The following is a 23,225-nucleotide window of genomic DNA, read 5'->3' on the forward strand; positions in this document are numbered from 1 at the left end:
TGTGAAAGTGACCGCGATCAGTCTCGGAATGCCGGCTGTGCCCCCTCCGCCGCTGGCTCCCCGCCGGAAGAGCCGCCAGATCATGGTCGGCAACGTGCCGGTGGGTGGAGGTGCGCCGGTCAGCGTGCAGTCGATGACGACGACGCTCACGGCCGACGTCAACAAGACCCTTCAGCAGATCGCCGAGCTGACCGCCTCGGGCTGTCAGATCGTCCGGGTCGCCGTGCCGTCGCAGGACGACGTCGAGGCGCTGCCGGCGATCGCCAAGAAGTCCGGCATCCCGGTGATCGCCGACATCCACTTCCAGCCGAAATACGTCTTCGCGGCGATCGACGCCGGCTGCGCGGCGGTCCGGGTCAACCCGGGCAACATCCGCCAGTTCGACGACAAGGTGAAGGAGATCGCCCGGGCCGCCTCCGACGCCGGCATCCCGATCCGCATCGGCGTGAACGCGGGCTCGCTCGACAAGCGGCTGCTGGAGAAATACGGCAAGGCCACGGCCGAGGCGCTGGTCGAGTCGGCGCTGTGGGAGTGCTCGCTGTTCGAGGAGCACGGCTTCCGCGACATCAAGATCTCGGTCAAGCACAACGACCCGGTCGTCATGATCCGCGCCTACCGCCAGCTCGCCGAGCAGTGCGACTACCCGCTGCACCTGGGCGTCACCGAGGCCGGCCCGGCGTTCCAGGGCACGATCAAGAGCTCGGTCGCCTTCGGCGCGCTGCTGGCCGAGGGCATCGGCGACACCATCCGGGTGTCGCTGTCGGCCCCGCCGGTCGAGGAGATCAAGGTCGGACAGGCCATCCTCGAGTCGCTGGGCCTGCGCGAGCGCGGCCTCGAGATCGTCTCCTGCCCGAGCTGCGGCCGGGCCCAGGTCGACGTCTACACCCTGGCCGAGCAGGTGACGGCGGCCCTCGACGGCTTCCCGGTCCCGCTGCGCGTGGCCGTCATGGGCTGCGTCGTCAACGGACCCGGCGAGGCCCGCGAGGCCGACCTGGGTGTGGCCTCCGGCAACGGCAAGGGCCAGATCTTCGTCAAGGGCCAGGTCATCAAGACCGTCCCCGAGTCCATCATCGTCGAGACCCTGGTCGAGGAGGCTCTGCGCCTGGCCGACGAGATGGGCGCCGAGCTCCCCGAGGAGCTCCGCGACCTGGTTCCCGGCCCCCGGGTGACCGTGCACTGACCCGCACCCACCGCACGAACGTCAGGCCCCGCCGTTCCGGCGGGGCCTGACGTGTTCCGGGGTCCGGTGGCCGCGCGGACGAGATGCGCCGGAAGAGGTGCACCCAGTTCGTCGGCGTGGGCGGGACGGCGAGGAGAAACGGAAAGGGCGTACCCCCGTGGCGTACGCCCTCTCCGGTGTTCGGCTGGTGGCCAGAAATGCTGCTCGGCCCGGACGGCCGCACGGCCTACTCGCTGTCGGCGAGGATGGCGTACAGCTTGCGCTTGGTCTCGTTCAGCACCTCCAGCGCCTTCTGGCGCTGCTCGTCGGTGCCGGAGAAACCGACCTGCTTCAGGGCGCCCAGGATGCCGGCGGCGGCGTCGCGGAAGTCCTGCACCTGCGACATGGTGTCGTCGCCGATGCGGGCCCACGGCGGGTTCTCCGCGGCCGCCTCGGCCTCGGGACGACCGTCGGCGGTCAGGTGGTAGCTCTTGCGCCCGCCGTTCGCCTCGGCCTCGATGAGGCCCTCGTCCTCCAGCAGCTGCAGCGTCGGGTAGACCGAGCCGGGGCTCGGGCGCCAGATGCCGTTCGTGCGGGAGTCGAGCTCCTGGATCATCTCGTAGCCGTGCATCGGGCGCTCCAGGAGCAGCGCCAGGAGGGCGGGGCGGACATTCAGCCGCTGACCGCGACCGCCGCGGCGCGGGCCGCGACCGCCGGGGCCGCCGAACGGGCCGCCGGGGCCGAAGTCGGGACCGCCGCCGCCGAACGGGAATCCGCCCGGAAATCCGAAGCCACCGCGGTGGCGACGCCCTTGATGACCTTCGTGGGGGTACCTCATGACTGTCTCCGATCTGTTGTCGATAGTTAGACGATATATCGGCAACGCATCGGCGACAAGGGTTTCTTCAACGGAGGGGGTTGCGGCGGGTGTGGGCCGGGATGGATCTGGCAATGTGATACCTGTGCTGACGGTGCCGATTCGCCAGCTCGGTGAGTCCGAGCGCGCGGCGGTCGAGAAGATCCTCGACCGCGACCCCTACGCCGGCGCCCAGATCGCCGAGCGGGTGGCGGCGCACGGCCTGAACTGGTGGCGCTCCGACGGGCGGATCTTCGGGTACGGTCCCGGCCGCCGCGTCGAGTCCATCATCTGGTCGGGCGCCCATCTGGTGCCGCTCTGCGCCACCCCGCCGGCGACCGCCGCGTTCGCCGACATGCTGGGGGCCGAGCCGCGCATCTGTTCCTCCATCATCGGCCGGTCCGAGCAGGTCCTCGACCTGTGGGACCGGCTCGGCGGCCACTGGGGCAAGGCGCGCGACGTGCGCCCCAACCAGCCGCTGCTGGTGGCCGACCGCGATCCGGTGGTGCCGCCCGACCCCGACGTGCGCCTGGTCCGGCCGGGCGAGGTCGATCAGCTCTTCCCGGCCGCCGTGTCCATGTACACCGAGGAGGTCGGCGTCTCCCCGCTGCTCGACGACGGCGGCCGCGGCTACCGCCGCCGCATCGCCGAGCTGGTCAAGGGCAAGCGGGCGTACGCCCGTTTCGTCGGCGACCGGGTGATCTTCAAGGCCGAGCTGGCCATCGTCACCCGGCGCACCACCCAGGTGCAGGGCGTGTGGGTCGATCCGGAGTTCCGGGGCCGGGGCCTGGCCGCGCCGGCGATGGCCGCCGTCGTCCGCGACGCGTTGCGGCGGGTGGCGCCCTCGGTGAGCCTCTACGTGAACGACTACAACGCGCCGGCCCGCCGGGTCTACGAGCGCTGCGGTTTCGTCTCCGCGGGCAGTTTCGCGACAGTGCTCTTCTAAGAAGGCCGGCCCAGGCTGGTCAGGACTCCCCGGATGGTCGCGAAGTCGCCGGAGTTCAGGGCCGGAGTGGGCAACAGGGCCATCACCGGAACGGTGATGCCGGCTGCCGCGTAGGCCTCCACCCGCGCGCGGCACTCGGCCGGGGTGCCGTGCACGATCAGGTCGTCGACGACCTGATCCGGGATGGCGGCCAGGGCGCCCTTGCGGTCGCCGGCCGCCCACGCGTCCCACATCGGCCGCAGGATCTCGTCGCGGCCCAGCCAGCGGTGGAAGGCCGCGTACGCGGGAACCGTCAGGTAGGACGTGATCATGCGGCGGCCGACCGTGCGCGCGTAGGCGGCGTCGTCGGTCGGGCAGACGAAGATGCGGGCGGCCGCCTCGAAGCCGGCGCCGGCGCCCTTGACCTCGGCCAGCGCGGTCGCGACGTCGCCCGGCGAGAGCCAGTTGAGGATGACGCCGTCGGCCTCGGCCGCGGCCAGGCGCAGCATCCCGGGGCGCAGCGCGGCCAGCAGGATCTGGGGCGGGGTCGCGGGCGGGCGCTCCAGGCGGAACCGGCGCACCGAGAAGGTGTCGAACTCGCCGTCGACCACCTCGCCGGCCAGGGCGGCGCGCAGGAAGCGGAGCATGTCGCGGCTGCGGGCGTACGGCTCGGTGAAGTCGGCCGCGTTCCAGTCGCCGACCACCACGGGCGACGACGCCCCGATGCCGAGCTGGAAGCGGCCGGGCGCGGTCTCGGCCAGGGCGGCCGCGGTCATCGCGAGCAGGCCGGGCCCGCGGGTGAAGACCGGGGTGATGGCCGTGCCGAGGCTGAACCGGGGCGCCCAGGCGGCGGCGAGGGTCAGCGGGGTGAAGGCGTCGGAGCCGTTCACCTCGGAGCTCCACAGGTCGGTGAACCCGGCCTCCTCGAGGGCCGCGTAGACGGCGGCGTGATCGGCGAGCGGAACCCCGGCCAGCGGAACGGTCATGCCCCATCGCGTCGACATGACCACGATCCTGCCGTGGGCCCACCATGACGTCCATCACTTGTGACGGATTCCGGTGAAGGCTCGGGTATGTTTTTGAACTGACCAGTCAGTTTAAATGGAGGCCGGACATGTCGGTTGTCACCGCACGCGGGGCGGGGGTCCGCCACCGGCGCCGCTGGCTCTTCCAGGACCTGGACGTGAGCGTCGAGCCTGGTGAGCTGGTCGCGGTGGTCGGTCCTCCGGGCAGCGGGCGCACCACCGCGCTGCTCGCGCTGGCCGGGCGGTTCCGGCTCAGCGCCGGGTCGGTCGAGATCTCGGGCACCGCCTCGCTCGGCTACGTGCCCGAGGTCGAGGGGCCCGAACCTGTCTTCACCGTCACTGAGCACGTGCGGGAGCGGCTGGCGCTGCTCGGGCGGTCGCGGGCCGCCGCCGTCGATGTGCCGCTGCTCGGGCTGGAGCCGGAGCGGCAGGGGCGCGACCTCACCCCGTACGAGAAGCAGGTCCTGGGCTTGATCCTGGCCCGTCTCGAAGGGCCGGCGGTGATCGCGGTGGACGAGGTGGACGACGGGCTCGATCGGCGGGAACGGGAGAGCCTGTGGCAGCTGCTGGGCGAGATCGCCGGCGGCGGCACGGCCGTGATGGTCACCGCCCGCGAGATCGACCCGGCCCTGGTGACCACCGTGATCCACCTGGGCGGGAGCGAGGAGGAGCGATGAGGGGACTGTCCACACTGTCGCTGGCCGGTCTGGAGATCCGCCGCTTCCTGCGCGGGCGCCTCACCACCGCGGCCCTGGTCGTCATCGCGGTCATCCCGCTGCTCTACGGCGCGCTCTATCTCTACGCGTTCTGGGATCCGTACGGGCGCCTCAACCACATCCCGGCCGCGCTCGTCGTCGAGGACCGCGCCGCCACCGCCCAGGACGGCACCAAGCTGCACGCCGGGCAGGATCTGGCCAAGGAGCTCCAGGACCGGCAGGTCTTCGACTGGCACGTGACCGACGAGGCCGGCGCCGAGCAGGGCCTGGCCGACGGCAAGTATCAACTGCTGCTGCGCATCCCGGCCGACTTCTCGGCCGACCTGGCCACCCCGCCGAACGCCGGCGTCACTCCGAAGGCGGCCCAGCTCGTCGCGGTCAGCGACGACGCCAACAACTACCTCTCCGGCGTCTTCGCCCGCTCGGCCTTCCAGGAGGTCCAGGCGGCCGCCTCGGCCGGCGCGTCGGCCGGCTACTACGACAAGATGCTGATCGGCTTCACCGACCTCAAGACCCAGACGCAGAAGGCGGCCGACGGCGCCCACAAGCTCGACGACGGCGCGAAGTCGGCCCGCTCCGGCGCGGACCGCCTGGCCGGCGGCATCGACGACGCCGGGAGCGGCGCGCGGACGCTGAGCAACGGCCTCGGCACGGCCGGCCGCGGCGCCGACGACCTCGCCGACGGCCTGGCCCAGCTCAGCGCCGGCGCCGGCCAGCTCGCCACCGGCACCGCGCAGGCCGCGAGCGGCGGCCGTCAGCTCGCGTCCGCTGTGGACGCGGCCGCCGACAAGGCCGAGCCCCTGCTGCGCGAGAACGCCGAGCGTCTCCAGACCGCGGCGACCCTCGTGGCTCGCGGCGCCGACACCCTCGCGGCCAACATCACCACCATCGACACCGCCGCGAACCAGGCCGTCGACAACGCCAGGCAGCTTCAGCGCTACCTGAACACCCTGCCCGCCGGCACCGAGGGCTTGCCCGAGGCGAAGGCTCTCGCCGCCCAGCTGGTGACGGCGGCGCAGAAGGTCCGGAGCACGGTGGACAGCGCCGACCTCGACGCCCTGCGAGCCGACCTGAGGCAGACGGCCGCGACCGCCCGGCAGATCGCCGCGGCCGCGCCCCACCTGGCCGACGACGTGCGGAACGCCCGCGCGAAGGTCGACCAGCTGGCCAGCGGTCTCGACAGTCTCGCCACCGGCGCCAAGAAGCTGAGCGCCGGCACCGACCAGGCCGAGCAGGGCGCGATCGACCTGAGGAACGGCATCTACCGGCTGTCCGACGGCGCCCAGCAGCTCAGCGGCGGGCTCGCCACGCTCTCCTCCGGCGGGCACGAACTCGCCGGCGGTCTCGGCGATCTTCAGGCCGGGGCCGGGCAGCTCGCGGCCGGGCTGACCGACGGGGCCAAGAGCATTCCGGGGTACGGCGACGACACCACCGGCCGGGCCGGCGTGCTCGCCGACCCGGTCTCGCTCGACCGCACCGTCCGCAATCCGGCCGCCACCTACGGGGTGGGCTTCGCCCCGTACTTCCTGGCCCTGGCCCTGTGGGTCGGCGCGATGATCACGTTCTTCGTGCTGAAGCCGCTGAACCGGCGTTACCTGATGGCGAGGACGCCGACCCTGCGCGTGGTGTTCGCCGGCCTGCTGCCGGCCGTGGCCATCGGGCTCGTGCAGGCGACGATCCTGTTCGCCGTGGTGCACTTCGGGCTCGGCCTCGACCCGGTCCACCCGATGGCCACGTGGGGCCTGCTCCTGCTGGCCTCCGCCGTCTTCGCCGCGATCATCCAGATGCTGGGCGCGGTCTTCGGCGCGCCCGGCCGGATCCTGGCCCTCGCGCTGCTCATGCTCCAGCTCACCTCGTCCGGTGGCACCTACCCCGTACAGACCTCGCCCGGCTTCTTCCAGGCGATCCACCCCCTGCTGCCCATGACGTACGTGGTGGGTGCGGCCCGCCACGCGGTCGACGGCGGCCCGTGGGGCACCGTTGTCCAGGGCGTCCTGCTCCTGCTGGCGTACGGAATCGGCGCGGTTGCCCTGACCTGGCTGGCGGCGCGGCGCGGCCGGCGGATGACCGCCTCCGACCTCCATCCGGAGCTCGTGCTGTGATGGACCCGCACAGCGATGGCGGACAGGGGGCGACGGCGGTGGCGGACGGGCGGACCCGGCGCCGGGAGGACACCCGGCAACGTCTCTTCGAGGCGGCCGTCGAGCTCATCGCCGAGCAGGGCTTCTCGGCCACCACGGTCGACGACATCGCGCTGCGGGCCGGCGTGGCCAAGGGCACGGTCTACTACAACTTCAAAAGCAAGACCGACCTCTTCGAGGAGCTTCTGCGGTACGGCGTCGGACTGCTCACCGCGGAGTTCCAAGCCGCCGTGGAGGGCCTGCCGCCACGCGAGGCCGTGGCCGCCCTCGTTCGCAGCCAGCTGGAGTACATCCGGCGCTACCGCGCCTTCGCCCAGCTGCTGCTCTCCGAGATGTGGCGCACCAACCGCGAGTGGCAGCAGACCCTGATCCTGCTGCGCGAGCAGGCGATCGGGGTGATCGCCGAGACCCTGCGGGCCGGGGTCGGCTCCGGCGACCTGCCGGCCGACCTCGACGTGCGGGTCGCGTCGTCGGCCCTGTTCGGCGTCGGCCTCGTGGTGGCCGTCGACTGGCTCGTCTTCATGCCCGAGCGCCCGATCGAGGACGTACAGGAATCGCTCCTCGCCATTGTCCGCCGCGTCGGTTAGGCCGCCTTCGACTTCCAGGCCGTGGCCAGCGACGTACGGCCGTTCGTGCGCAGCAGCGAGCCCTCGTAGATGCGGGCGCCGACCGCCAGCAGGGCCACCGCCGTCGCGGCCAGGATCAGCAGCGAGACGACCGGCTCCCAGGCCGCCACGTCCGAGATGAACAGCCGGACCGGCATGGCGACCGGGGCGGAGAACGGGATGTACGACAGGACGCGCATCGCCGCGTCGTTGTCGATCAGGAACACGGTCGCGAGGAACGGGATCATCACCAGCATCTGCACCGGCGCCGAGGCGCCGTTGATGTCCTCCTGCCGGGCCGATAGCGCGCCCACGCCGGCCCACAGCGTGGCCAGCATGACGAAGCCGAAGACGAAGAACACCAGGAACCAGCCGACCGTCGGCTCCAGCAACGACAGCGCGGTCGCGTCGAGATCGGCGAAGCGCGCGCCGACCACGGCCACGATCGCGATCAGCGCCACCTGGCCGAACGCGAGCAGCGTGAGCGCGGCGACCTTGCCCGCGAGCAGGGCCCGGGTGGGCACGCTGGCGACCAGGATCTCCACGATCCGGGTCTGCTTCTCCTCGGTGACGCTCTGCGCGATCTGCACGCCGAACAGGAACGACGTGAAGAAGAAGACGAAGGCGATCGCGAACGGCACGGCGAACTGGAGGAACGGATCGACCTCACTGGGGTCGAGCAACTGCACGGGCGGCTCGGTGCTGAGCGCCCGCACCACCTCGCCCGGGCTGTCGTCCATGGCCAGCACGGTCGGCCCGGCCACGACGGCCGCGTCCACGTCACCGGAGCGCACCAGCTGCTCGGCCGCCGCGTCGTCGGCGACCTCGCGAACGTCGAGGCCGGACTGCCGCAGGACGGCCGCGGTCGCCTGATCGGCCACGGCCACCGACGACGGCCCGCTGTTGAGCACGGCCGGAAGAACGGTCGAGGCGACCGCGATGAGCAGGAAGAAGACGGTGCTGAACAGGAACGTACGATCGCGCAGCTTGACCCGGATCTCCCGGGCCGCCACCACGCGCACGGCCGCGAACGTGCTCATCGGATCACCTCTCGGAAGATCTCGGCCAGCGACGGGGTGACCGGCCCGAACGAGCGCACCGGCCCGCGGTCGAGCGCGGCCCGCAGCAGCTCCTGGTCGTCGGCGCCGTCGGCCAGGTCGATGACGGCGCGGTTGCCGTCGAGCTCGACCACGGTGACGCCGGGCCGCTCGCGAACCCACTCCACGGCGGCGTCGGTGTGCAGCTCGAAACGGGGCTGGGCATAGGCCGTCCGCAGCCGGGAGCGGTCACCGGCGGCACGGATCGTGCCGCCGGCGATGATGACGAGGTCGTCGCAGAGCCGCTCGACCAGCTCCAGCTGGTGACTGGAGAACAGCACCGGCACCCCGCTGGTGGCCCGCTCCCGCAGCACGTCGACGACCACGTCGACGGCGAGCGGGTCGAGACCGGAGAACGGCTCGTCGAGCACCAGCATCTCGGGATCGTGCACGAGAGCGGCCGCCACCTGCGCCCGCTGCTGGTTGCCGAGCGACAGCTTCTCCAGCTTCTCGCCGGCCCGCTCACCCAGCCCGAGCCGGTCGAGCAGCTTCGCGGTCCGCTCGACGGCCGAGGCCCGGCTCAGGCCGTGCAACTGTCCGAGATAGACGATCTGTTCGGCCACGGTCATCTTGGGGTAGAGGCCGCGTTCCTCCGGCATGTATCCGAACCGCTGCCGGACCTCCCGGCTGAGCTGTTCGCCCTGCCACCGCACCGCACCGCTGTCCGCGGCGAGCACGCCGAGAATTATCCGCATGGTGGTCGTCTTGCCGGCGCCGTTGGCACCGACGAAGCCCGTCATCCGACCGCCCGCCACCTGGAACGAAACGTCCGAGAGAACTGGCCGGCCGTCGAACGCGCGGCTGACGCCATCGACGTTGAGCACGCTGGTCATGCACCCAGGGTAGGTGGATCAAGCCAAGCGCGCTGGCCATGAAGATCCGCTACGTCCGCGCGCGCCGGCTCGTGAACGTCATCTCGCGCGGTCAAGCCCCGCGCGGGAGCAGCGGCGAACCGGGCCAGCCGGTCTCGTCCTCCTCGGCAACCACCCAGCGATCCGGCCGATGACGGGTCGTGAGTTTCGCCAGAGCGGCGCCGCAGGGAGGGGCCGGGATGGGCGCGGCCGCGGTGGGGTGGGTGGCCGAGGTTCAGACCGGCGGTGGGGAGGTGGGTCAGGGGGCTCGGTAGTACTGCGTTTTCGCGATGTCGGGGTGGGTCTGTGTGGGGATGTCGGCGTCGTCGTCGGGGGTGAGGGTGCCGCCCAGGTCGAGGATGTGGCGGTGGGCGGCGGCCAGGCGGTCCTCGAGCTTGACGATGCGGCAGGCGGCGGTCAGCGGCATGCCCTCGTCGAGGAGCTGGCGGACCCGGGTGGCCAGCTGGAGCTGGTGGCGGGAGTAGCGGCGGTGGTTGCCGAGGGAGCGCTGCGGCTCGATCAGGCCGGCGGCGCCGAGGCTGCGGAGGAAGGCCGGCGTCACGCCGATCATGTCGGCGGCGCGGCCCATCGTGTACGCCGGGAAGTCGGCGTCGTCGAAGGACGTGTTGTTCATCGTGCCTTCCGTGGCGAGGGGGGAGGCCTGAGGGGTGTTCAGGCGCAGTCCAGGGCCCCGGCGGGTAACCGGGGCCCTGGATTTTCAATTCTGGTGCCGACCGTCGTCGGCAAATGCGGTCGTCCGCTTGCGTGCCGCTAGCGGGCCACCTGAGTGATGGGCATCGGCTGCGATCACCTCTTGTCGGGTCGGGGACGTTGTGATGACGCGTTGCTGCGGTATCTCGTCCTCCTTCTCCAACGGAGTCAATTGTGTCGGCTGTGCGTGGCCGACACCACAGAGCCTATGCCCATCACCAGCGAATTTCTAGTACCGGGGCTACAGATTTTTTAGGACAAATCGTCAGACAAGTGGCAGCGGAGGGTAGTGCACGAAGTACTACGCGTGAGGGTGCGGCGGTGCGGGGCGGGCGCCGGGCACGGCGATGCCGTGTGAGAGAGAGGTGACCGCGCCCCGCGCCGCCGCGGGAAGGGAGCGCCGCAATGCGCTCCTCTGGTTCGCGACGTCTGCCGAGGACTCGCGAATGCCTGAACTGTCCTGAGTGTGCGGGAGTGCCGAGGGCGCGGGCAACGCAATTAACGCTGATCATTGACGCGCGTAACAGTCCGGCGAGATCATCACGGCACGCCGTGGCCCAGGTCACAGCAACCCTTCGGTAAGGGAGCCGCACATGAGCGTCAACCCGACACCCACCACCGACGAAGAACGCCTCGCCCAACTCGGCTACCAGCAGGAGCTGCACCGCCGACTGTCCGGCTTCTCGAACTTCGCGGTCTCTTTCTCGATCATCTCGATCCTGGCCGGCGCCATCACGTCGTACGGCATCGCCATGAACGCCGGCGGCCCGATCGCCATCACCCTCGGCTGGCTGTTCGTCGGCATCATGGTGACCTTCGTGGCCCTGGCCATGGCCGAGGTCTGCTCGGCCTATCCGACGGCCGGCGCCCTCTACTGGTGGGCGGCCGCGCTGGCCAAGCGGAACAAGGCCGCGTGGGCCTGGTTCGTCGGCTGGTTCAACTTCCTCGGCGAGGTCGCCGTCACCGCCGCCATCGACTTCGGCGCGGCCATCACCACCTCGGCCTTCCTCAGCCTGGCCTTCGACTGGGAGGTCACCACGGGGCGTACGTTCCTGGTCTTCCTGGTCATCATCATCGTGCACGGCCTGCTGAACACGTTCGGCGTGAACCTCGTGCGGGTCCTCTCCGACGTCAGCGCGTGGTGGCACCTGGTCGGCGTCGCGGTCATCGTGATCGTGCTGGCCGTCGTGCCGGACAACCACAAGCCGATCTCCGAGGTCTTCACCGAGGTGCACAACTCCACCGGCTTCACCTTCGCCGGGGCCGGGGTGTACGCGGTGCTGCTCGGCCTGCTGATGGCCCAGTACACGTACACCGGCTACGACGCCTCGGCCCACGTGGCCGAGGAGACGCACGACGCCGCCCGGGCCGCGCCGCGCGGCATCGTGATGTCGGTGGTGGTCTCGGTGATCGCCGGCTTCGTGCTGCTGTTCGCGATCACCTGGTCCATCCAGGACTACGAGGGCGCCCTCGGCACCGACCTCGGCCTGCCGCCGGCGCAGATCTTCATCGACGCCGTGGGCCACGACACGGGCACGTTCCTGCTGTTCATCTGCGTGGTGGCGCAGTGGTTCTGCGGCATGGCGTCGGTCACCGCCAATTCCCGCATGTCGTACGCCTTCGCGCGTGACGGCGCGCTGCCCGGCTCCCGGCTGTGGAAGAAGGTCAACCCCCGCACCGGAACGCCGACCAACTCGATCTGGCTCTGCGTGACCTGCTCCACGCTGCTGGTTTTGCCGTCGTTGTGGAACACCACGGCCTATCTGGCGGCCACCTCGATCGCGGTCATCGGCCTCTACATCGCGTACGTCATGCCGGTCTTCCTGCGCCGGATGAACCCCGACTTCCAGCGGGGACCGTGGCACCTCGGCAAGTGGAGCCCGCTCGTCGGCTGGCTCGCGATCGTCTGGGTCGTGATCATCTGCGTGCTGTTCGTCCTGCCGACGGCCAGCCCGATCACGGCGTCCAACTTCAACTACACGATCGTCGCGGTGGTCGTGGTTCTCGGACTGGCCACGGTCTGGTGGTTCGCGAGCGCCCGCAAGTGGTTCACCGGCCCGCGACAGAACCTGATCGACAAAGCCGCACACGGCGAACAGACCATGCCCACGGAATGATCGAAAGGGCCGGGCGGCGACGCCCGGCCCTCCAAGGGAAGGAACCGGCATGGATCTCGAGGAACTGGACGTCTCGGTCGAAAACGGCAGCATCGACACCGTGCTGCTGGCCCTCACCGACATGCAGGGGCGGTTGCAGGGCAAACGCCTGCACGGCCGCTACTTCATGGACGAGGTCGCCACCGGCGGCAGCGAGGGCTGCAACTATCTGCTCGCGGTGGACGTCGACATGAACACCGTGGACGGGTACGAGATGTCGTCCTGGTCCAGCGGATACGGCGACTTCGTGATGCGGCCCGACTTCACCACCCTGCGGCGCGTGCCGTGGCAGCCGGGCACCGCCATGGTCCTCGCCGACCTCGAGACCACCGGCGGCGACCCGGTCTACGCGTCACCGCGGCAGATCCTCAAACGGCAGCTTGACCGCCTGGCCGGGCACGGCCTGACGGCGTACGCGGGAACCGAACTTGAATTCGTCCTTTATCGCGACAGCTATGAGCAGGCGTTCGAGAAGGGCTATCGCGACCTCGTACCGGCGAACCAGTACAACGTGGACTACTCGCTGCTCGGGACGGCCCGGGTGGAGCCGCTGCTGCGGCGCATCCGCAACGAGATGTACGGCGCCGGAATGCTGCCCGAGAGCGCCAAAGGTGAGTGCAACTTCGGCCAGCACGAGATCGCGTTCCGCTACGCCGACGCGCTGACCTGCGCCGACAACCACGTGATCTACAAGAACGGCGCCAAGGAGATCGCCGCCCAGGAGGGCATGGCGCTGAGCTTCATGGCCAAGCCGAACGCCCGCGAGGGCAACTCGTGCCACATCCACTTCTCGCTGCGCGGCCAGGACGGCAAGTCGGCCATGCTCGGCGACGGTCCCGCGCACCTCAGCGAGACCGGGCAGCGGGTGCTGGCCGGTCTGCTGGCCACGATGCGCGAGTTCAGCCTGCTGTTCGCGCCGAACATCAACTCCTACAAGCGTTACCAGCCCGGCTCGTTCGCGCCGACCGCGCTGCGCTGGGGCGTCGACAACCGGACGTGCGCCCTGCGGATCGCCGGCCACGGCCAGGGCATGCGGGTGGAGAACCGGGTGCCGGGCGGCGACGTCAACCCCTACCTGGCCGTCGCGGCGCTGGTGGCGGGCGCCCTGCACGGCATCGAGAACGAGCTCGAGCTGGAGCCGGAGACGCCGGGGAACGCGTACGAGGACGCGGCGGCCGAACGGGTGCCGACGACGCTGCGCGAAGCCGGGCAGCTGTGGCTGGGCAGCGAGGTGGCGAGGTCCGCGTTCGGCGACGAGGTGGTCGGTCATTACGCGAACATGGCCCGGGTCGAGCTGGCCGCCTTCGACGCCGCCGTGACCGACTGGGAGCTGCGGCGCGGCTTCGAGCGGATGTAACCCACCCCAACCCACCCCACCCCACCAGGGGGCGGGCCCAGACTCTACGGCACCGCGGGCGCCCGAAGCCGGGTTATCCACAGCCTTTCGGGTTGTCCACAGGGCCGCGCCATCCCCACTCCGACCTGTGCGAGGATCCGCCTGTGACGACAACTGACGTGATCAATCCTGCGACGGGCGCGGTCTTCACGACCGTCCCCTCGCTGGATCTGGCCGCCACCGACGCGGCGATCGATCGCGCGCAGAGAGCCTTCCCGGCCTGGCGGGCGGTCGCGCCCGGCGACCGGGCCCGGCTGCTGCGCCGCTTCGCCGCGGTGGTCGACCAGCACCTCGGCGAGCTGGCCGAGCTGGAGGTGCGCAACGCCGGCCACACCATCGGCAACGCCCGCTGGGAGGCGGGCAACGTGCGCGACGTGCTCGACTACTACGCCGGGGCGCCCGAGCGGCTCAGCGGCCGTCAGATCCCGGTCGCCGGTGGGCTCGACGTGACGTTCCACGAGCCGCTCGGCGTGGTCGGGATCATCGTGCCGTGGAATTTCCCGATGCCGATCGCCGGCTGGGGTTTCGCCCCGGCGCTGGCGGCCGGCAACACGGTCGTGCTCAAGCCGGCCGAGCTGACCCCGCTGACCGCGATCCGCCTCGGTGAGCTGGCGCTCGAGGCCGGCCTGCCCGAGGACGTGTTCCAGATCGTTCCGGGCAAGGGCTCGGTCGTGGGGCAGCGGTTCGTCACCCATCCGGCCGTACGGAAGGTCTGCTTCACCGGCTCGACCGAGGTCGGCAAGTCGATCATGGCGGGCGCGGCCGACCAGGTGAAACGGGTGACCCTGGAGCTGGGTGGCAAGAGCGCCAACATCGTCTTCGCCGACGCCGACCTGGAGAAGGCGGCGGCGTCGGCCCCGGCGTCCGTCTTCGACAACGCTGGTCAGGACTGCTGCGCCCGGTCACGCCTGCTGGTGCAGGAGTCGGTCTACGACAAGTTCCTGTCGTTGCTGGAGCCCGCGGTCAAGGCGTTCCGGGTCGAGGAGCCGTCGAAGGACACGGCCGAGATGGGACCGCTGATCTCGGCCGGTCATCGGGACAGCGTCAAGGCGTACGTGGAAGGCTCCGATGTCGCCTTCGCCGGGCAGGCGCCGGGCGGGGACGGGTGGTGGTTCCCGCCGACCGTCCTGCTGGCCCGGTCGAGCGGCGACCGGCACTGGCGCGAGGAGGTCTTCGGGCCGGTGCTCTCGGTGCTGCCGTTCAAGGACGAGGCCGACGCGGTCCGGCTGGCCAACGACACCGAGTACGGGCTGTCCGGCTCGCTCTGGACCCGCGACCTGGGCCGGGCGCTGCGCGTCTCGCGGGCCGTGGAGACCGGCGCGCTGAGCGTCAACAGCCATTCGTCGGTGCGCTACTGGACGCCGTTCGGCGGCATGAAGCAGTCCGGCCTGGGGCGCGAGCTCGGCCCGGACGCGCTGCTCAGCTTCACCGATGTGAAGAACGTGTTCCTTGCGATGGGAGAGTAAGTGGAGCGTTTGCGGGACCGGGTCGCCGTGATCACCGGCGCCGGCAGCGGTATCGGGCTGGCCACCGCCCGGCGGTTCGCCGCCGAGGGCGCCAAGGTCGTCGCCGTCGACATCTCGGAGGAGGCCGGCAAGGCCGTGGCCGAGGAGACCGGCGGCGAGTTCGTGGCCTGCGACGTGAGCGACGAGGAGTCGGTCCAGCGGCTCTTCGACGGCGTCGCCGAGCGGCACGGACGGGTCGACATCGCCTTCAACAACGCCGGCATCTCGCCGCCGGACGACGACTCGATCCTGGTCACCGGCCTGGACGCGTGGGAGCGCGTACTGAAGGTCAACACCACGTCGGTCTTCTTCTGCTGCAAATACGCGATTCCGCACATGCAGCGGCAGGGCAAGGGCTCGATCATCAACACGGCGTCGTTCGTGGCGCTGCTCGGCGCGGCGACCTCGCAGATCGCGTACACGGCGAGCAAGGGCGGCGTGCTGGCGATGACCCGCGAGCTGGGTGTGCAGTTCGCCCGCGAGGGCATCCGGATCAACGCGCTCTGCCCGGGGCCGGTCGCCACCCCGCTGCTGATGGAGCTGTTCGCCAAGGACCCGGAGCGGGCGGCCCGGCGGCTCGTGCACGTGCCGATGGGCCGGTTCGCCGAGCCCGAGGAGATCGCGGCGGCGGTCGCGTTCCTGGCCAGCGACGACGCCTCGTTCATGACCGCCTCGCAGTTCGTGGTCGACGGTGGAATCACCGGCGCCTATGTAACTCCGCTGTGAACGTTTGAAGGATCGTTTACAGGGGCACGTCCCTTTTACGCCCGAGAGGGGTGAAGGGGTCGAATCCCCGCCCTTACAGGTCGATCCCTGCGTGGGTGGGACAGAGGGACCCGTGGTGGGGTGTCATCTCGTGACGAGGTGACACCCCACACCCCCCATTACGCCAAATTGGCGATGGAACAGATACATGATCTGGTTACGGTGGTGCGATGCGCCCGATCATCGGCATCACGACCTATGTGGAGAACGCCACGTGGGGCGTCTGGCAGGACCTGCCGACCACGCTGATCCCGCACGACTACGTCGCCGCGGTCACGCTGGCCGGTGGCCGTCCTGTCCTGATCCCCCAGGAGGACGACACCGACGTGCTGCGCGCGCTGGACGGCCTCGTGCTCGCCGGCGGTCCCGATCTCGGGCCCCGGATGTACGGCCAGGACCCCGGCCCGCACACCGTCGTACGCCCTGAGAGGGACACCGCGGAATTGCGGCTGGTCCGCGCGGCGTTGGAGAAAGACATGCCGGTCCTCGGCATCTGCCGGGGAATGCAACTGCTGACGGTCGCCGCCGGAGGCACTCTGCACCAGCATCTGCCCGACGTGCTCGGGCACGAGAAACATCGGCCCGCGCCGGGTGTGTACGGCGAGCACGACGCGCGATTCGAGCCCGGCAGCCGCATCGAGGCGCTGATGGGCGACGACCTGGCCATCCGCTGCTTCCACCACCAGGGCGTGGCCGACCCGGGCACGCTCACCGTCACCGGCCGCGCCGAGGACGGGCTGCCGGAAGCCGTGGAGGACCCGGGCCGCCGGTTTGTCCTCGGCGTGCAGTGGCACCCGGAAGTGGTACGTGACCGGCGCTTGTTCGGCGCGCTGGTCACCGCGACACAGAACTGAGACACAGGAGGAATTCACCGCATGCGCAGGCCCCTGATCGGCATGACCGCGTACGCCCAGCAGGTGCAGTACGGCAGCAACGACCTCATGGCGGGCATGCTCCCCATGACGTACGTGCGAGCCGTGCACGCCGTCGGCGGGCGGGCCGTGCTGATCACCCCGGACGAGCCCGGAACCGACGTCGTCGAGTCGCTGGACGGCATCGTCTTCAGCGGTGGCGGCGACATCGACCCGGCGTACTGGGGAGCCGAGCGTCATCCGGAGACCGAGGTCGACAAGGAGCGCGACGACGCCGAGCTGGTGCTGATGAAGGCCGCGCTCGAGGCCGACCTGCCGGTGCTCGGCGTGTGCCGCGGCATGCAGGTGATGGCCGTGGCCGCCGGCGGCACGCTGCACCAGCACCTGCCCGACGTGATCGGCAGCGACCGGCACCGCGGCGCGCCCGGCACCGATCCGCTGGCCGCCGGCGCCGCCGCCTACGGGCGGCACGAGGTCACGGTGAAGCCGGGCTCGCGGGCGGCGGAACTGCTGGGCGAGCAACTGACGGTGAACTCGTTCCACCACCAGGCCATCGACGATCCGGGGTCGTTCGTGGCCACCGGCTGGTGCCCCGAGGACCAGGTCATCGAGATCATCGAGGACCCCGCCCTGACGTACGCCATCGGCGTGCAGTGGCACCCGGAGCGCACCAACGATCTCCGCGTCTTCACGCGTCTGGTCGAGGCGGCGGCCCGGCGGGTGAAGGGCGGCAAGGTACTCGCCGTGTGACACCGGTGGCCCGGTGTTACCGTGCCTATCCGTACGGTTGGTGAAGCGTGCGGGGAGGTCCCCTTGGGCGGAGGTCCGGACGGCGAGATCCCCGGCCAGCTGCGCACGGCGTTCGAGCGCGGCGGTGAGATGGGCCGCCGCATGCTCGAGTTCGACTGGGCCGGGAGTCCGCTGGGCCATCCCTCCGGATGGCCGCCCGAGCTGCGGATGGCCGTCGCCACGATGCTCGCCTCGCGGGCGCAGATAGCCGTTCTCTGGGGTCCCGAGTACTGCGCGCTCTACAACGACGCCTACATCTCGGTCCTGGGCGGCAAGCACCCCGGGTTCCTCGGGCGGCCCTGCCACGAGATGTGGTCGGAGATCTGGCCGGAGCTCCGGGAGCTCTTCGCCGGTGTGGTCGCGAACGACGAGGCTTTCTTCAGCGCCGACTTCCTGTTCCTGCTGGAGCGGCACGGCTTCCTGGAGGAGGCCTACTTCGACCTTTCGTACGACCCGATCCGGACGGCGCCGGGCCGTGTCGACGGATTGTTCTGCATCGTCAGCGACACCACCGGCCGGGTCCTGAACACGCGCCGGGTGCGCACGCTCAGCGCGCTCGGCTCTCGCCTCGCCGACGCGCCGGACCAGGAGGCGCTGGCCGAGGAGGCCGTGGCGGTCTTCGCCGGGAACACGGCCGACGTGCCGTTCGCGGCGGTCTTTCTCGACGGCGCCGACGAGGACGGACGGAAGGATCGGCACCCGGTCGTCCGGCAGGTGATCGAGGGCGGCAAGCCGGCCAAGGCGCCGCTGGCCGAGATCGCGCCACCTCCGGAGGGCACCGCGGGCGAGGCGCTGGTGCTGCCGCTCGTGGTCGGCACGGCCACGGTCGGCGCGCTGGTGGTCGGGCTGAGCCGCTTCCTCTCGCTGGGCGGGACCTACCGCGACTTCCTCGAACTGGCCGCGGCGCAGATCTCGCGGGCCGTGGGCAACCTTCAGGCGTACGAACAGGAGCGCTCCCGCGCCGCCGAGCTGGCCGCCCTCGACCAGGCCAAGACCAACTTCTTCTCGAACGTCAGCCACGAGTTCCGTACACCCCTGACCTTGATCCTCGGACCGCTCGAGGATCTGCTCGGCGACCCGGCGCTGCCTCCGGCCCAGCGCGAGCGGCTGCTGCCGATGCAGCGCAACGGCCTGCGCCTGCTCAAGCTGGTGAACACGGTGCTCGACTTCTCGCGGCTGGAGTCCGGCCGTCTGCGGGCGGCCTACCGGCCCACCGACCTGGCCGACTACACGGCCCGGCTGGCCAGCACCTTCCGTTCCGCGGCCGAGCGGGCCGGCCTGGAGCTGGCCGTCGAGACGCCGCCACTCGCGGCTCCGGTCTACGTGGACCGCGAGATGTGGGAGAAGATCGTCCTCAACCTGCTCTCCAACGCGGTCAAGTTCACCCCCACCGGCCGGGTCGAGGTGCGGGTCGGCTCGGACGCGGGCTACGCCGTGCTGTCCGTGAAGGACACCGGCGTCGGCATTCCCGCCGATCAGCAGCCGCTGCTGTTCGACCGCTTCCACCGGGTCACCGGCGCCTGGTCCCGCAGTCACGAGGGCACCGGCATCGGCCTGGCCCTCGTCCGGGAGCTGGCCGAGATGCACGGCGGCTCGGCCGCCGCCACCAGCCGGCCGGGGCTGGGCAGTGTCTTCACCGTACGGATCCCGTTCGGCACCGGGCATCTGCCGGCCGACCGGATCGTCCTGCACGGCGAGCCGATCGCGCCCGAGATCGACTTCCGCCCGTACGCCGAGGAGGCCGAGCACTGGTGGACCGGCGACGAGCCGGTCATGCTGCCGCTGCCGGCGCCACCGGGCGACCGCCGCCCGGGCCGGATCCTGCTCGTCGACGACAACGCCGACCTGCGCGACCACGTGGCCCGGCTGCTGCGCCCCCATTGGGACGTGGCCACCGCGGTGGACGGGCGGGCCGCGCTCGAACTGGTCCGCCGCAGCCGCTTCGACCTGGTGCTGACCGACGTGATGATGCCGCGGCTGGACGGCTTCGGGCTGATCGCCGCGCTGCGCGAGGACGAGCGCACCCGCGACGTGCCGATCGTCGTGCTCTCGGCCCGGGCCGGCGAGGAGGCGTCGGTCGAGGGCCTGTCCGCCGGCGCCGACGACTATCTGGTCAAGCCGTTCTCGGCCCGCGACCTGACCGCCCGGGTCCGGGCCAACCTCGACCTGGGCCAGGCCCGCCGCCGGATCATCAGCCGGCTGCGCGGGCTGGTGGACACGGCGGCCGCGGTCAACACCGTGCGCACCACGGCCGAGGTGCTCGACGTGGCGGCCCGGCACGTGCGGGCGATGACCTCGGCCGGCCGGGTCGTGGTGTCGGCGCCCGGCGCACGGGCCGAGGTGGACGGTGGCGCCGATCCGGCGGCCGAACCCGACGCCGTGCTGCCGCTGCCCGACACGTCCGGGGCGACCGTGGGCGAGCTGCGGGTCTGGTCGTCGCCCGGCGGCCCGCTCGAGCCGGCGGTGCTGGCCCAGCTGGCCCGGCTGATCGGGCTGCGGCTGGAGAACGCGCGCCTCTACGAGACCGAGCACCGGATCGCCAGCACGCTCCAGCACAGCCTGCTGCCGCAGTCGCTGCCGCGGATGCCGGGCGCGATCGTGGCCAGCCGTTATCTGCCCGGCAGCCACGAGGCCGAGGTCGGCGGCGACTGGTACGACGTCATCGTGGCCCCCGGCGACCAGCTCTTCCTGGTGATCGGCGACGTGGTCGGCAAGGGCGTGCAGGCCGCGGCGGTCATGGGCCAGCTGCGGAACGCGCTGCGGGCGTACATCCTGGAGGGTTTCGACTGCGGTGAGGCCCTGACCCGGCTCAACCGGCTCGTGGACAACCTGGGCCGCCGTCAGTTCGCGACCGTCGTCTGCGTTCGGTACGACCCGGTGACCCGCGGCCTGCACTACTCGTCGGCCGGGCATCCGTCGCCGGTGGTCGTCCATCCGGGCCGGCTCGGCACGTTCCTCTACTCCTCGGCGCTCGGTCCGCCGATCGGCGCCCTGACCGACGCGGACTATCCGACGCTGGCGGCCGGGGCGCCACCCGGCAGCCGGCTGCTGCTCTACACCGACGGGCTGGTCGAGGACCGGAAGGTGGGCATCGACAGCGGTCTGGCCGAGCTGACCGCCGACGCCGCCAAGCCGGCCGAGCACGTCGAGGACCTGCTCGACGAGCTGCTGGCCAAGGCCGCCCGGCGGCGCCGGCGCGACGACATCGCGCTGCTGGCGCTGGAGGTGACCGAGCCGCGCGAGTTCGTGCTGCGGCTGCCGGCCGAGCCGGGCCGGCTCAGCGTGCTGCGCCGGCGGCTGGAGGACTTCCTGACCGCGGGCGACGTGCCCGAGGACGACATCTTCGACCTGACCGTGGCGGTCTCCGAGGCGGCGGCCAACGCGATCGAGCATCCGGTCGAGCCGGCCGAGCCGGTGATCACTGTGGAGGCCTCGCTCACCGACGACGCGGTCGTGGTCGTCGTGCGTGACACGGGCACCTGGCGTGACACCAGTTCGGAGAGCTACCGCGGCCGCGGCCTGGCGCTGATCGGCGCGCTGTCCGAGCTGTCGGTGAGCCGCTCCGCGCAGGGCACGTCGGTGACCCTGCGACGGCCGCTGTCTAGTCCTCGCTGAGCCAGGGCTGAGTCGACAGGCCCGAGATCTCCAGCACCCGGCGCACCTGGGCCGAGGGGTGCACGACCAGGTCGCCGCCGTAGCGGTCGGCGAGCTGGAGCAGGGCGTGGATGGCGGCGGAGTCGAAGAAGGTGACCTCGCGCAGATCGATGGTGGCCGCAGCGGCTCCGTCCACTGTCGCGGCACGCAACATCGTGTCGGCGGTGGACATGTCCACCTCGCCGGTCACCGTCACGGTCACCCTGTTCCCGGTCACCACGCCGGTCGCGGTGAAGTTCGGGTCTGCCCCCTCTTGATCCACGAACACACGATTACACAGCGCCGGAAACGCGGCAAGAACCGGTTGATTAAGGTCAACAGACCTGTTACCGGGCTGTGCCCGCCCGCACGGGTGACCCGCATCGCGGCGATAGGCTGGGGCTATGACCGTTCGTGCCCCATTGATGCCGGGAAGGCAGTCGCCCTGGCGGGTGGTCCCGGCACAGATCGCCCGACCTGAGTACGTCGGAAAGAAGCGCCCGAAAGAGTGGCGTGGATCCCACGTGCAGACCGCCGAGACCATCGAGAAGATGCGGATCGCCGGGCGTCTGGCGGCGCGGGCCACCCAGCTCGCCGGCGAGCACTGCAAGCCGGGCGTGACCACCGACGAGATCGACCGGGTGGTCCACGAGTTCCTGTGCGACCACGGGGCGTACCCGTCGACCCTGGGTTACAAGGGTTTTCCGAAATCGTGCTGCACCTCGCTGAACGAGGTGATCTGCCACGGCATCCCCGACTCGACGGTGCTCGAGGACGGCGACATCGTCAACGTCGACGTGACGGCCTTTCTCGACGGCGTGCACGGCGACACCGACGCCACGTTCTGCGTGGGCGAGGTGAGCGACGAGGCCCGGCTGCTGGTCGAGCGCACCCACGAGGCGATGATGCGCGGCATCCGGGCGGTGGCGCCGGGCCGGCCGATCAACGCGATCGGGCGGGTCATCGAGGCGTACGCCCGGCGGTTCGGCTACGGCGTGGTCCGGGACTTCACCGGTCACGGCATCGGTGAGACGTTCCATTCCGGGCTCTACATCCCGCATTACGACAATCCGCGCCTCGACACGGTGATGGAGGTCGGGATGACCTTCACCATCGAGCCGATGATCACGCTCGGCACCCACGAGTACGAGATCTGGAAGGACGGCTGGACGGTCGTCACCAAGGACCGCAAGTGGACCGCCCAGTTCGAGCACACGCTGGTGGTCACCGAGGAGGGCTCGGAGATCCTGACGCTCCCCTAGGTGAACAGCTCACTCAGGTTGCCGTCGACCGGGCGGCCACGTGCCGTCAGGTCCTCGGCCTGCGACTTCAGGACCGAGGCCAGTTCCTGTACGTCGGCGCCGGCCAGGCCGGTGCGCCGCACGGCGTCGGCCTTGTTGCGGAAATAGGTGCGGCTCAGCAGGCCGGCGACCAGCGCCGCGTGCAGCCGGCAATCGGCGATCATCACGAGCGCGGCGTCCGTCTCGTACCACTCGGCCAGGCGCACGGCGCGGCTGTGCGCGGCCGCCGCCACCTCCCAGTCGTGCCGGGCCAGGCCGCTGATCTCCGGCGGCCGGGCCGCGGCCAGCCGGGCCAGGTGGGCGTCGCGCTGAGCGCCGAACAGGCCGCGCGGGTCGTGCAGCGGGCGGGTGCCGACCAGCCGGTCGGCGTCGAGCGGCCAGCGCGGGGTGAGCTCGCGGGCCTGGCGCAGGCCCTCGTCGGCCGTGGTCACCCGCAGGTCGACCAGGATGCCGTCGACCCGGCGCAGGACCGGCCGGGGCCCGGCGCCCGGGCGATAGGTGATCACCTGCACATTGACGTCGCTGCCGTCGTGGTCGTCCCCGTGCGCGAGTGATCCGTACACCCCGATGGCCTGAACCTCGGCCGTCCACCGCGCCCCGATCACGTCGCGCAGGCGCGTGGCCAGCCGTCCCCGGGGCGACGTGAGATCGATCTCCTCCAGCACCCCGTCATTCTGTGGGATGAATGTGTACGCGAAAGGTCTACGCCGCGTAGCGGTTAA

Annotated in this window: 20 protein-coding genes; 13 read left to right on the top strand and 7 right to left on the bottom strand. The window is 71.0% G+C overall.

Features of this window, described 5'->3' with window-relative positions:
- Window positions 1-7: 7 nt before the first annotated feature.
- Window positions 8-1,180, top strand: coding sequence for a flavodoxin/ferredoxin-dependent (E)-4-hydroxy-3-methylbut-2-enyl-diphosphate synthase (gene ispG / locus ACFY36_RS28185; RefSeq protein WP_498654879.1), 1,173 nt, complete (start codon window positions 8-10; stop codon window positions 1,178-1,180).
- A gap of 226 nt (window positions 1,181-1,406) precedes the next feature.
- Here ispG and ACFY36_RS28190 read toward each other — a convergent pair whose 3' ends face one another.
- Window positions 1,407-1,997, bottom strand: a complete 591-nt coding sequence (locus tag ACFY36_RS28190) for a PadR family transcriptional regulator (RefSeq protein ID WP_498654878.1) — start codon at window positions 1,995-1,997, stop codon at window positions 1,407-1,409.
- Between the two features lie 124 nt (window positions 1,998-2,121).
- Between ACFY36_RS28190 and ACFY36_RS28195 the strand changes: the two genes are divergently transcribed.
- Entirely contained in the window at window positions 2,122-2,961 is an 840-nt protein-coding gene (locus tag ACFY36_RS28195) for a GNAT family N-acetyltransferase (protein WP_499748920.1), read from the top strand.
- On the opposite strand, the gene ACFY36_RS28200 is transcribed toward ACFY36_RS28195, so the two are convergent.
- Window positions 2,958-3,926 (bottom strand): LLM class F420-dependent oxidoreductase, encoded by a 969-nt coding sequence (locus ACFY36_RS28200; RefSeq protein WP_499749316.1) that lies wholly within the window; start codon window positions 3,924-3,926, stop codon window positions 2,958-2,960. The two genes, ACFY36_RS28195 and ACFY36_RS28200, sit on opposite strands and share 4 nt — an antisense overlap.
- A gap of 128 nt (window positions 3,927-4,054) precedes the next feature.
- Between ACFY36_RS28200 and ACFY36_RS28205 the strand changes: the two genes are divergently transcribed.
- The 3 genes from ACFY36_RS28205 to ACFY36_RS28215 are packed head-to-tail and all read left to right on the top strand — an operon-like array spanning window position 4,055 to window position 7,409.
- Entirely contained in the window at window positions 4,055-4,642 is a 588-nt protein-coding gene (locus ACFY36_RS28205; protein ID WP_499748921.1) for an ABC transporter ATP-binding protein, read from the top strand.
- On the top strand, window positions 4,639-6,783 hold the full coding sequence (locus tag ACFY36_RS28210) for a YhgE/Pip family protein (protein ID WP_499748922.1): 2,145 nt from the start codon (window positions 4,639-4,641) through the stop codon (window positions 6,781-6,783). The genes ACFY36_RS28205 and ACFY36_RS28210 overlap by 4 nt, the downstream gene beginning before the upstream one ends.
- Before the next feature lie 38 nt (window positions 6,784-6,821).
- The gene (locus ACFY36_RS28215) at window positions 6,822-7,409 is read left to right on the top strand and encodes a TetR/AcrR family transcriptional regulator (protein ID WP_499748923.1); all 588 of its coding nucleotides are present in this window, start codon (window positions 6,822-6,824) and stop codon (window positions 7,407-7,409) included.
- Here ACFY36_RS28215 and ACFY36_RS28220 read toward each other — a convergent pair.
- The 3 genes from ACFY36_RS28220 to ACFY36_RS28230 form a co-directional block, all read right to left on the bottom strand.
- Window positions 7,406-8,467 (bottom strand): ABC transporter permease, encoded by a 1,062-nt coding sequence (locus ACFY36_RS28220; protein WP_499748924.1) that lies wholly within the window; start codon window positions 8,465-8,467, stop codon window positions 7,406-7,408. The two genes, ACFY36_RS28215 and ACFY36_RS28220, sit on opposite strands and share 4 nt — an antisense overlap.
- Complete coding sequence (locus ACFY36_RS28225) at window positions 8,464-9,357, bottom strand: ABC transporter ATP-binding protein (RefSeq protein ID WP_499748925.1); 894 nt, start codon at window positions 9,355-9,357, stop codon at window positions 8,464-8,466. The genes ACFY36_RS28220 and ACFY36_RS28225 overlap by 4 nt, the downstream gene beginning before the upstream one ends.
- A 277-nt stretch (window positions 9,358-9,634) precedes the next feature.
- Complete coding sequence (locus ACFY36_RS28230) at window positions 9,635-10,009, bottom strand: MerR family transcriptional regulator (RefSeq protein WP_499748926.1); 375 nt, start codon at window positions 10,007-10,009, stop codon at window positions 9,635-9,637.
- 670 nt (window positions 10,010-10,679) lie between these two features.
- Between ACFY36_RS28230 and ACFY36_RS28235 the strand changes: the two genes are divergently transcribed.
- The 7 genes from ACFY36_RS28235 to ACFY36_RS28265 all read left to right on the top strand — a co-directional run bounded on the left by ACFY36_RS28235 (window position 10,680) and on the right by ACFY36_RS28265 (window position 21,184).
- Window positions 10,680-12,203, top strand: coding sequence for an amino acid permease (locus ACFY36_RS28235; protein ID WP_499748927.1), 1,524 nt, complete (start codon window positions 10,680-10,682; stop codon window positions 12,201-12,203).
- Between the two features lie 49 nt (window positions 12,204-12,252).
- Window positions 12,253-13,599: a glutamine synthetase family protein gene (locus tag ACFY36_RS28240; protein WP_499748928.1), complete on the top strand. Its 1,347-nt coding sequence runs from the start codon at window positions 12,253-12,255 to the stop codon at window positions 13,597-13,599.
- Window positions 13,600-13,742: 143 nt separating this feature from the next.
- A complete protein-coding gene (locus tag ACFY36_RS28245; protein ID WP_499748929.1) occupies window positions 13,743-15,104 on the top strand; it encodes an aldehyde dehydrogenase family protein in 1,362 nt (453 codons plus the stop codon).
- Complete coding sequence (locus tag ACFY36_RS28250) at window positions 15,105-15,869, top strand: 3-oxoacyl-ACP reductase (RefSeq protein ID WP_499748930.1); 765 nt, start codon at window positions 15,105-15,107, stop codon at window positions 15,867-15,869. It begins immediately after the preceding gene.
- 209 nt (window positions 15,870-16,078) lie between these two features.
- The gene (locus ACFY36_RS28255; protein WP_499748931.1) at window positions 16,079-16,762 is read left to right on the top strand and encodes a gamma-glutamyl-gamma-aminobutyrate hydrolase family protein; all 684 of its coding nucleotides are present in this window, start codon (window positions 16,079-16,081) and stop codon (window positions 16,760-16,762) included.
- Window positions 16,763-16,783: 21 nt separating this feature from the next.
- Window positions 16,784-17,530 carry a gamma-glutamyl-gamma-aminobutyrate hydrolase family protein gene (locus ACFY36_RS28260; RefSeq protein WP_499748932.1) on the top strand — a complete coding sequence of 249 codons (747 nt, stop codon included), beginning with the start codon at window positions 16,784-16,786 and terminating at the stop codon, window positions 17,528-17,530.
- Between the two features lie 129 nt (window positions 17,531-17,659).
- A complete protein-coding gene (locus tag ACFY36_RS28265) occupies window positions 17,660-21,184 on the top strand; it encodes a SpoIIE family protein phosphatase (RefSeq protein WP_499749317.1) in 3,525 nt (1,174 codons plus the stop codon).
- Here ACFY36_RS28265 and ACFY36_RS28270 read toward each other — a convergent pair.
- Complete coding sequence (locus tag ACFY36_RS28270; RefSeq protein ID WP_499748933.1) at window positions 21,171-21,485, bottom strand: STAS domain-containing protein; 315 nt, start codon at window positions 21,483-21,485, stop codon at window positions 21,171-21,173. The genes ACFY36_RS28265 and ACFY36_RS28270 overlap by 14 nt on opposite strands.
- A 121-nt stretch (window positions 21,486-21,606) precedes the next feature.
- On the opposite strand from ACFY36_RS28270, the gene map reads away from it, so the two are divergent.
- A complete protein-coding gene (gene map / locus ACFY36_RS28275) occupies window positions 21,607-22,464 on the top strand; it encodes a type I methionyl aminopeptidase (protein WP_499748934.1) in 858 nt (285 codons plus the stop codon).
- Here map and ACFY36_RS28280 read toward each other — a convergent pair.
- Window positions 22,461-23,168, bottom strand: a complete 708-nt coding sequence (locus ACFY36_RS28280) for a nucleotidyltransferase domain-containing protein (protein ID WP_499748935.1) — start codon at window positions 23,166-23,168, stop codon at window positions 22,461-22,463. The two genes, map and ACFY36_RS28280, sit on opposite strands and share 4 nt — an antisense overlap.
- Window positions 23,169-23,225 lie beyond the last annotated feature (57 nt).

Source organism: Actinoplanes sp. NPDC000266 (genome assembly GCF_042899005.1).
In the GTDB taxonomy this organism is placed as follows: domain Bacteria; phylum Actinomycetota; class Actinomycetes; order Mycobacteriales; family Micromonosporaceae; genus Actinoplanes.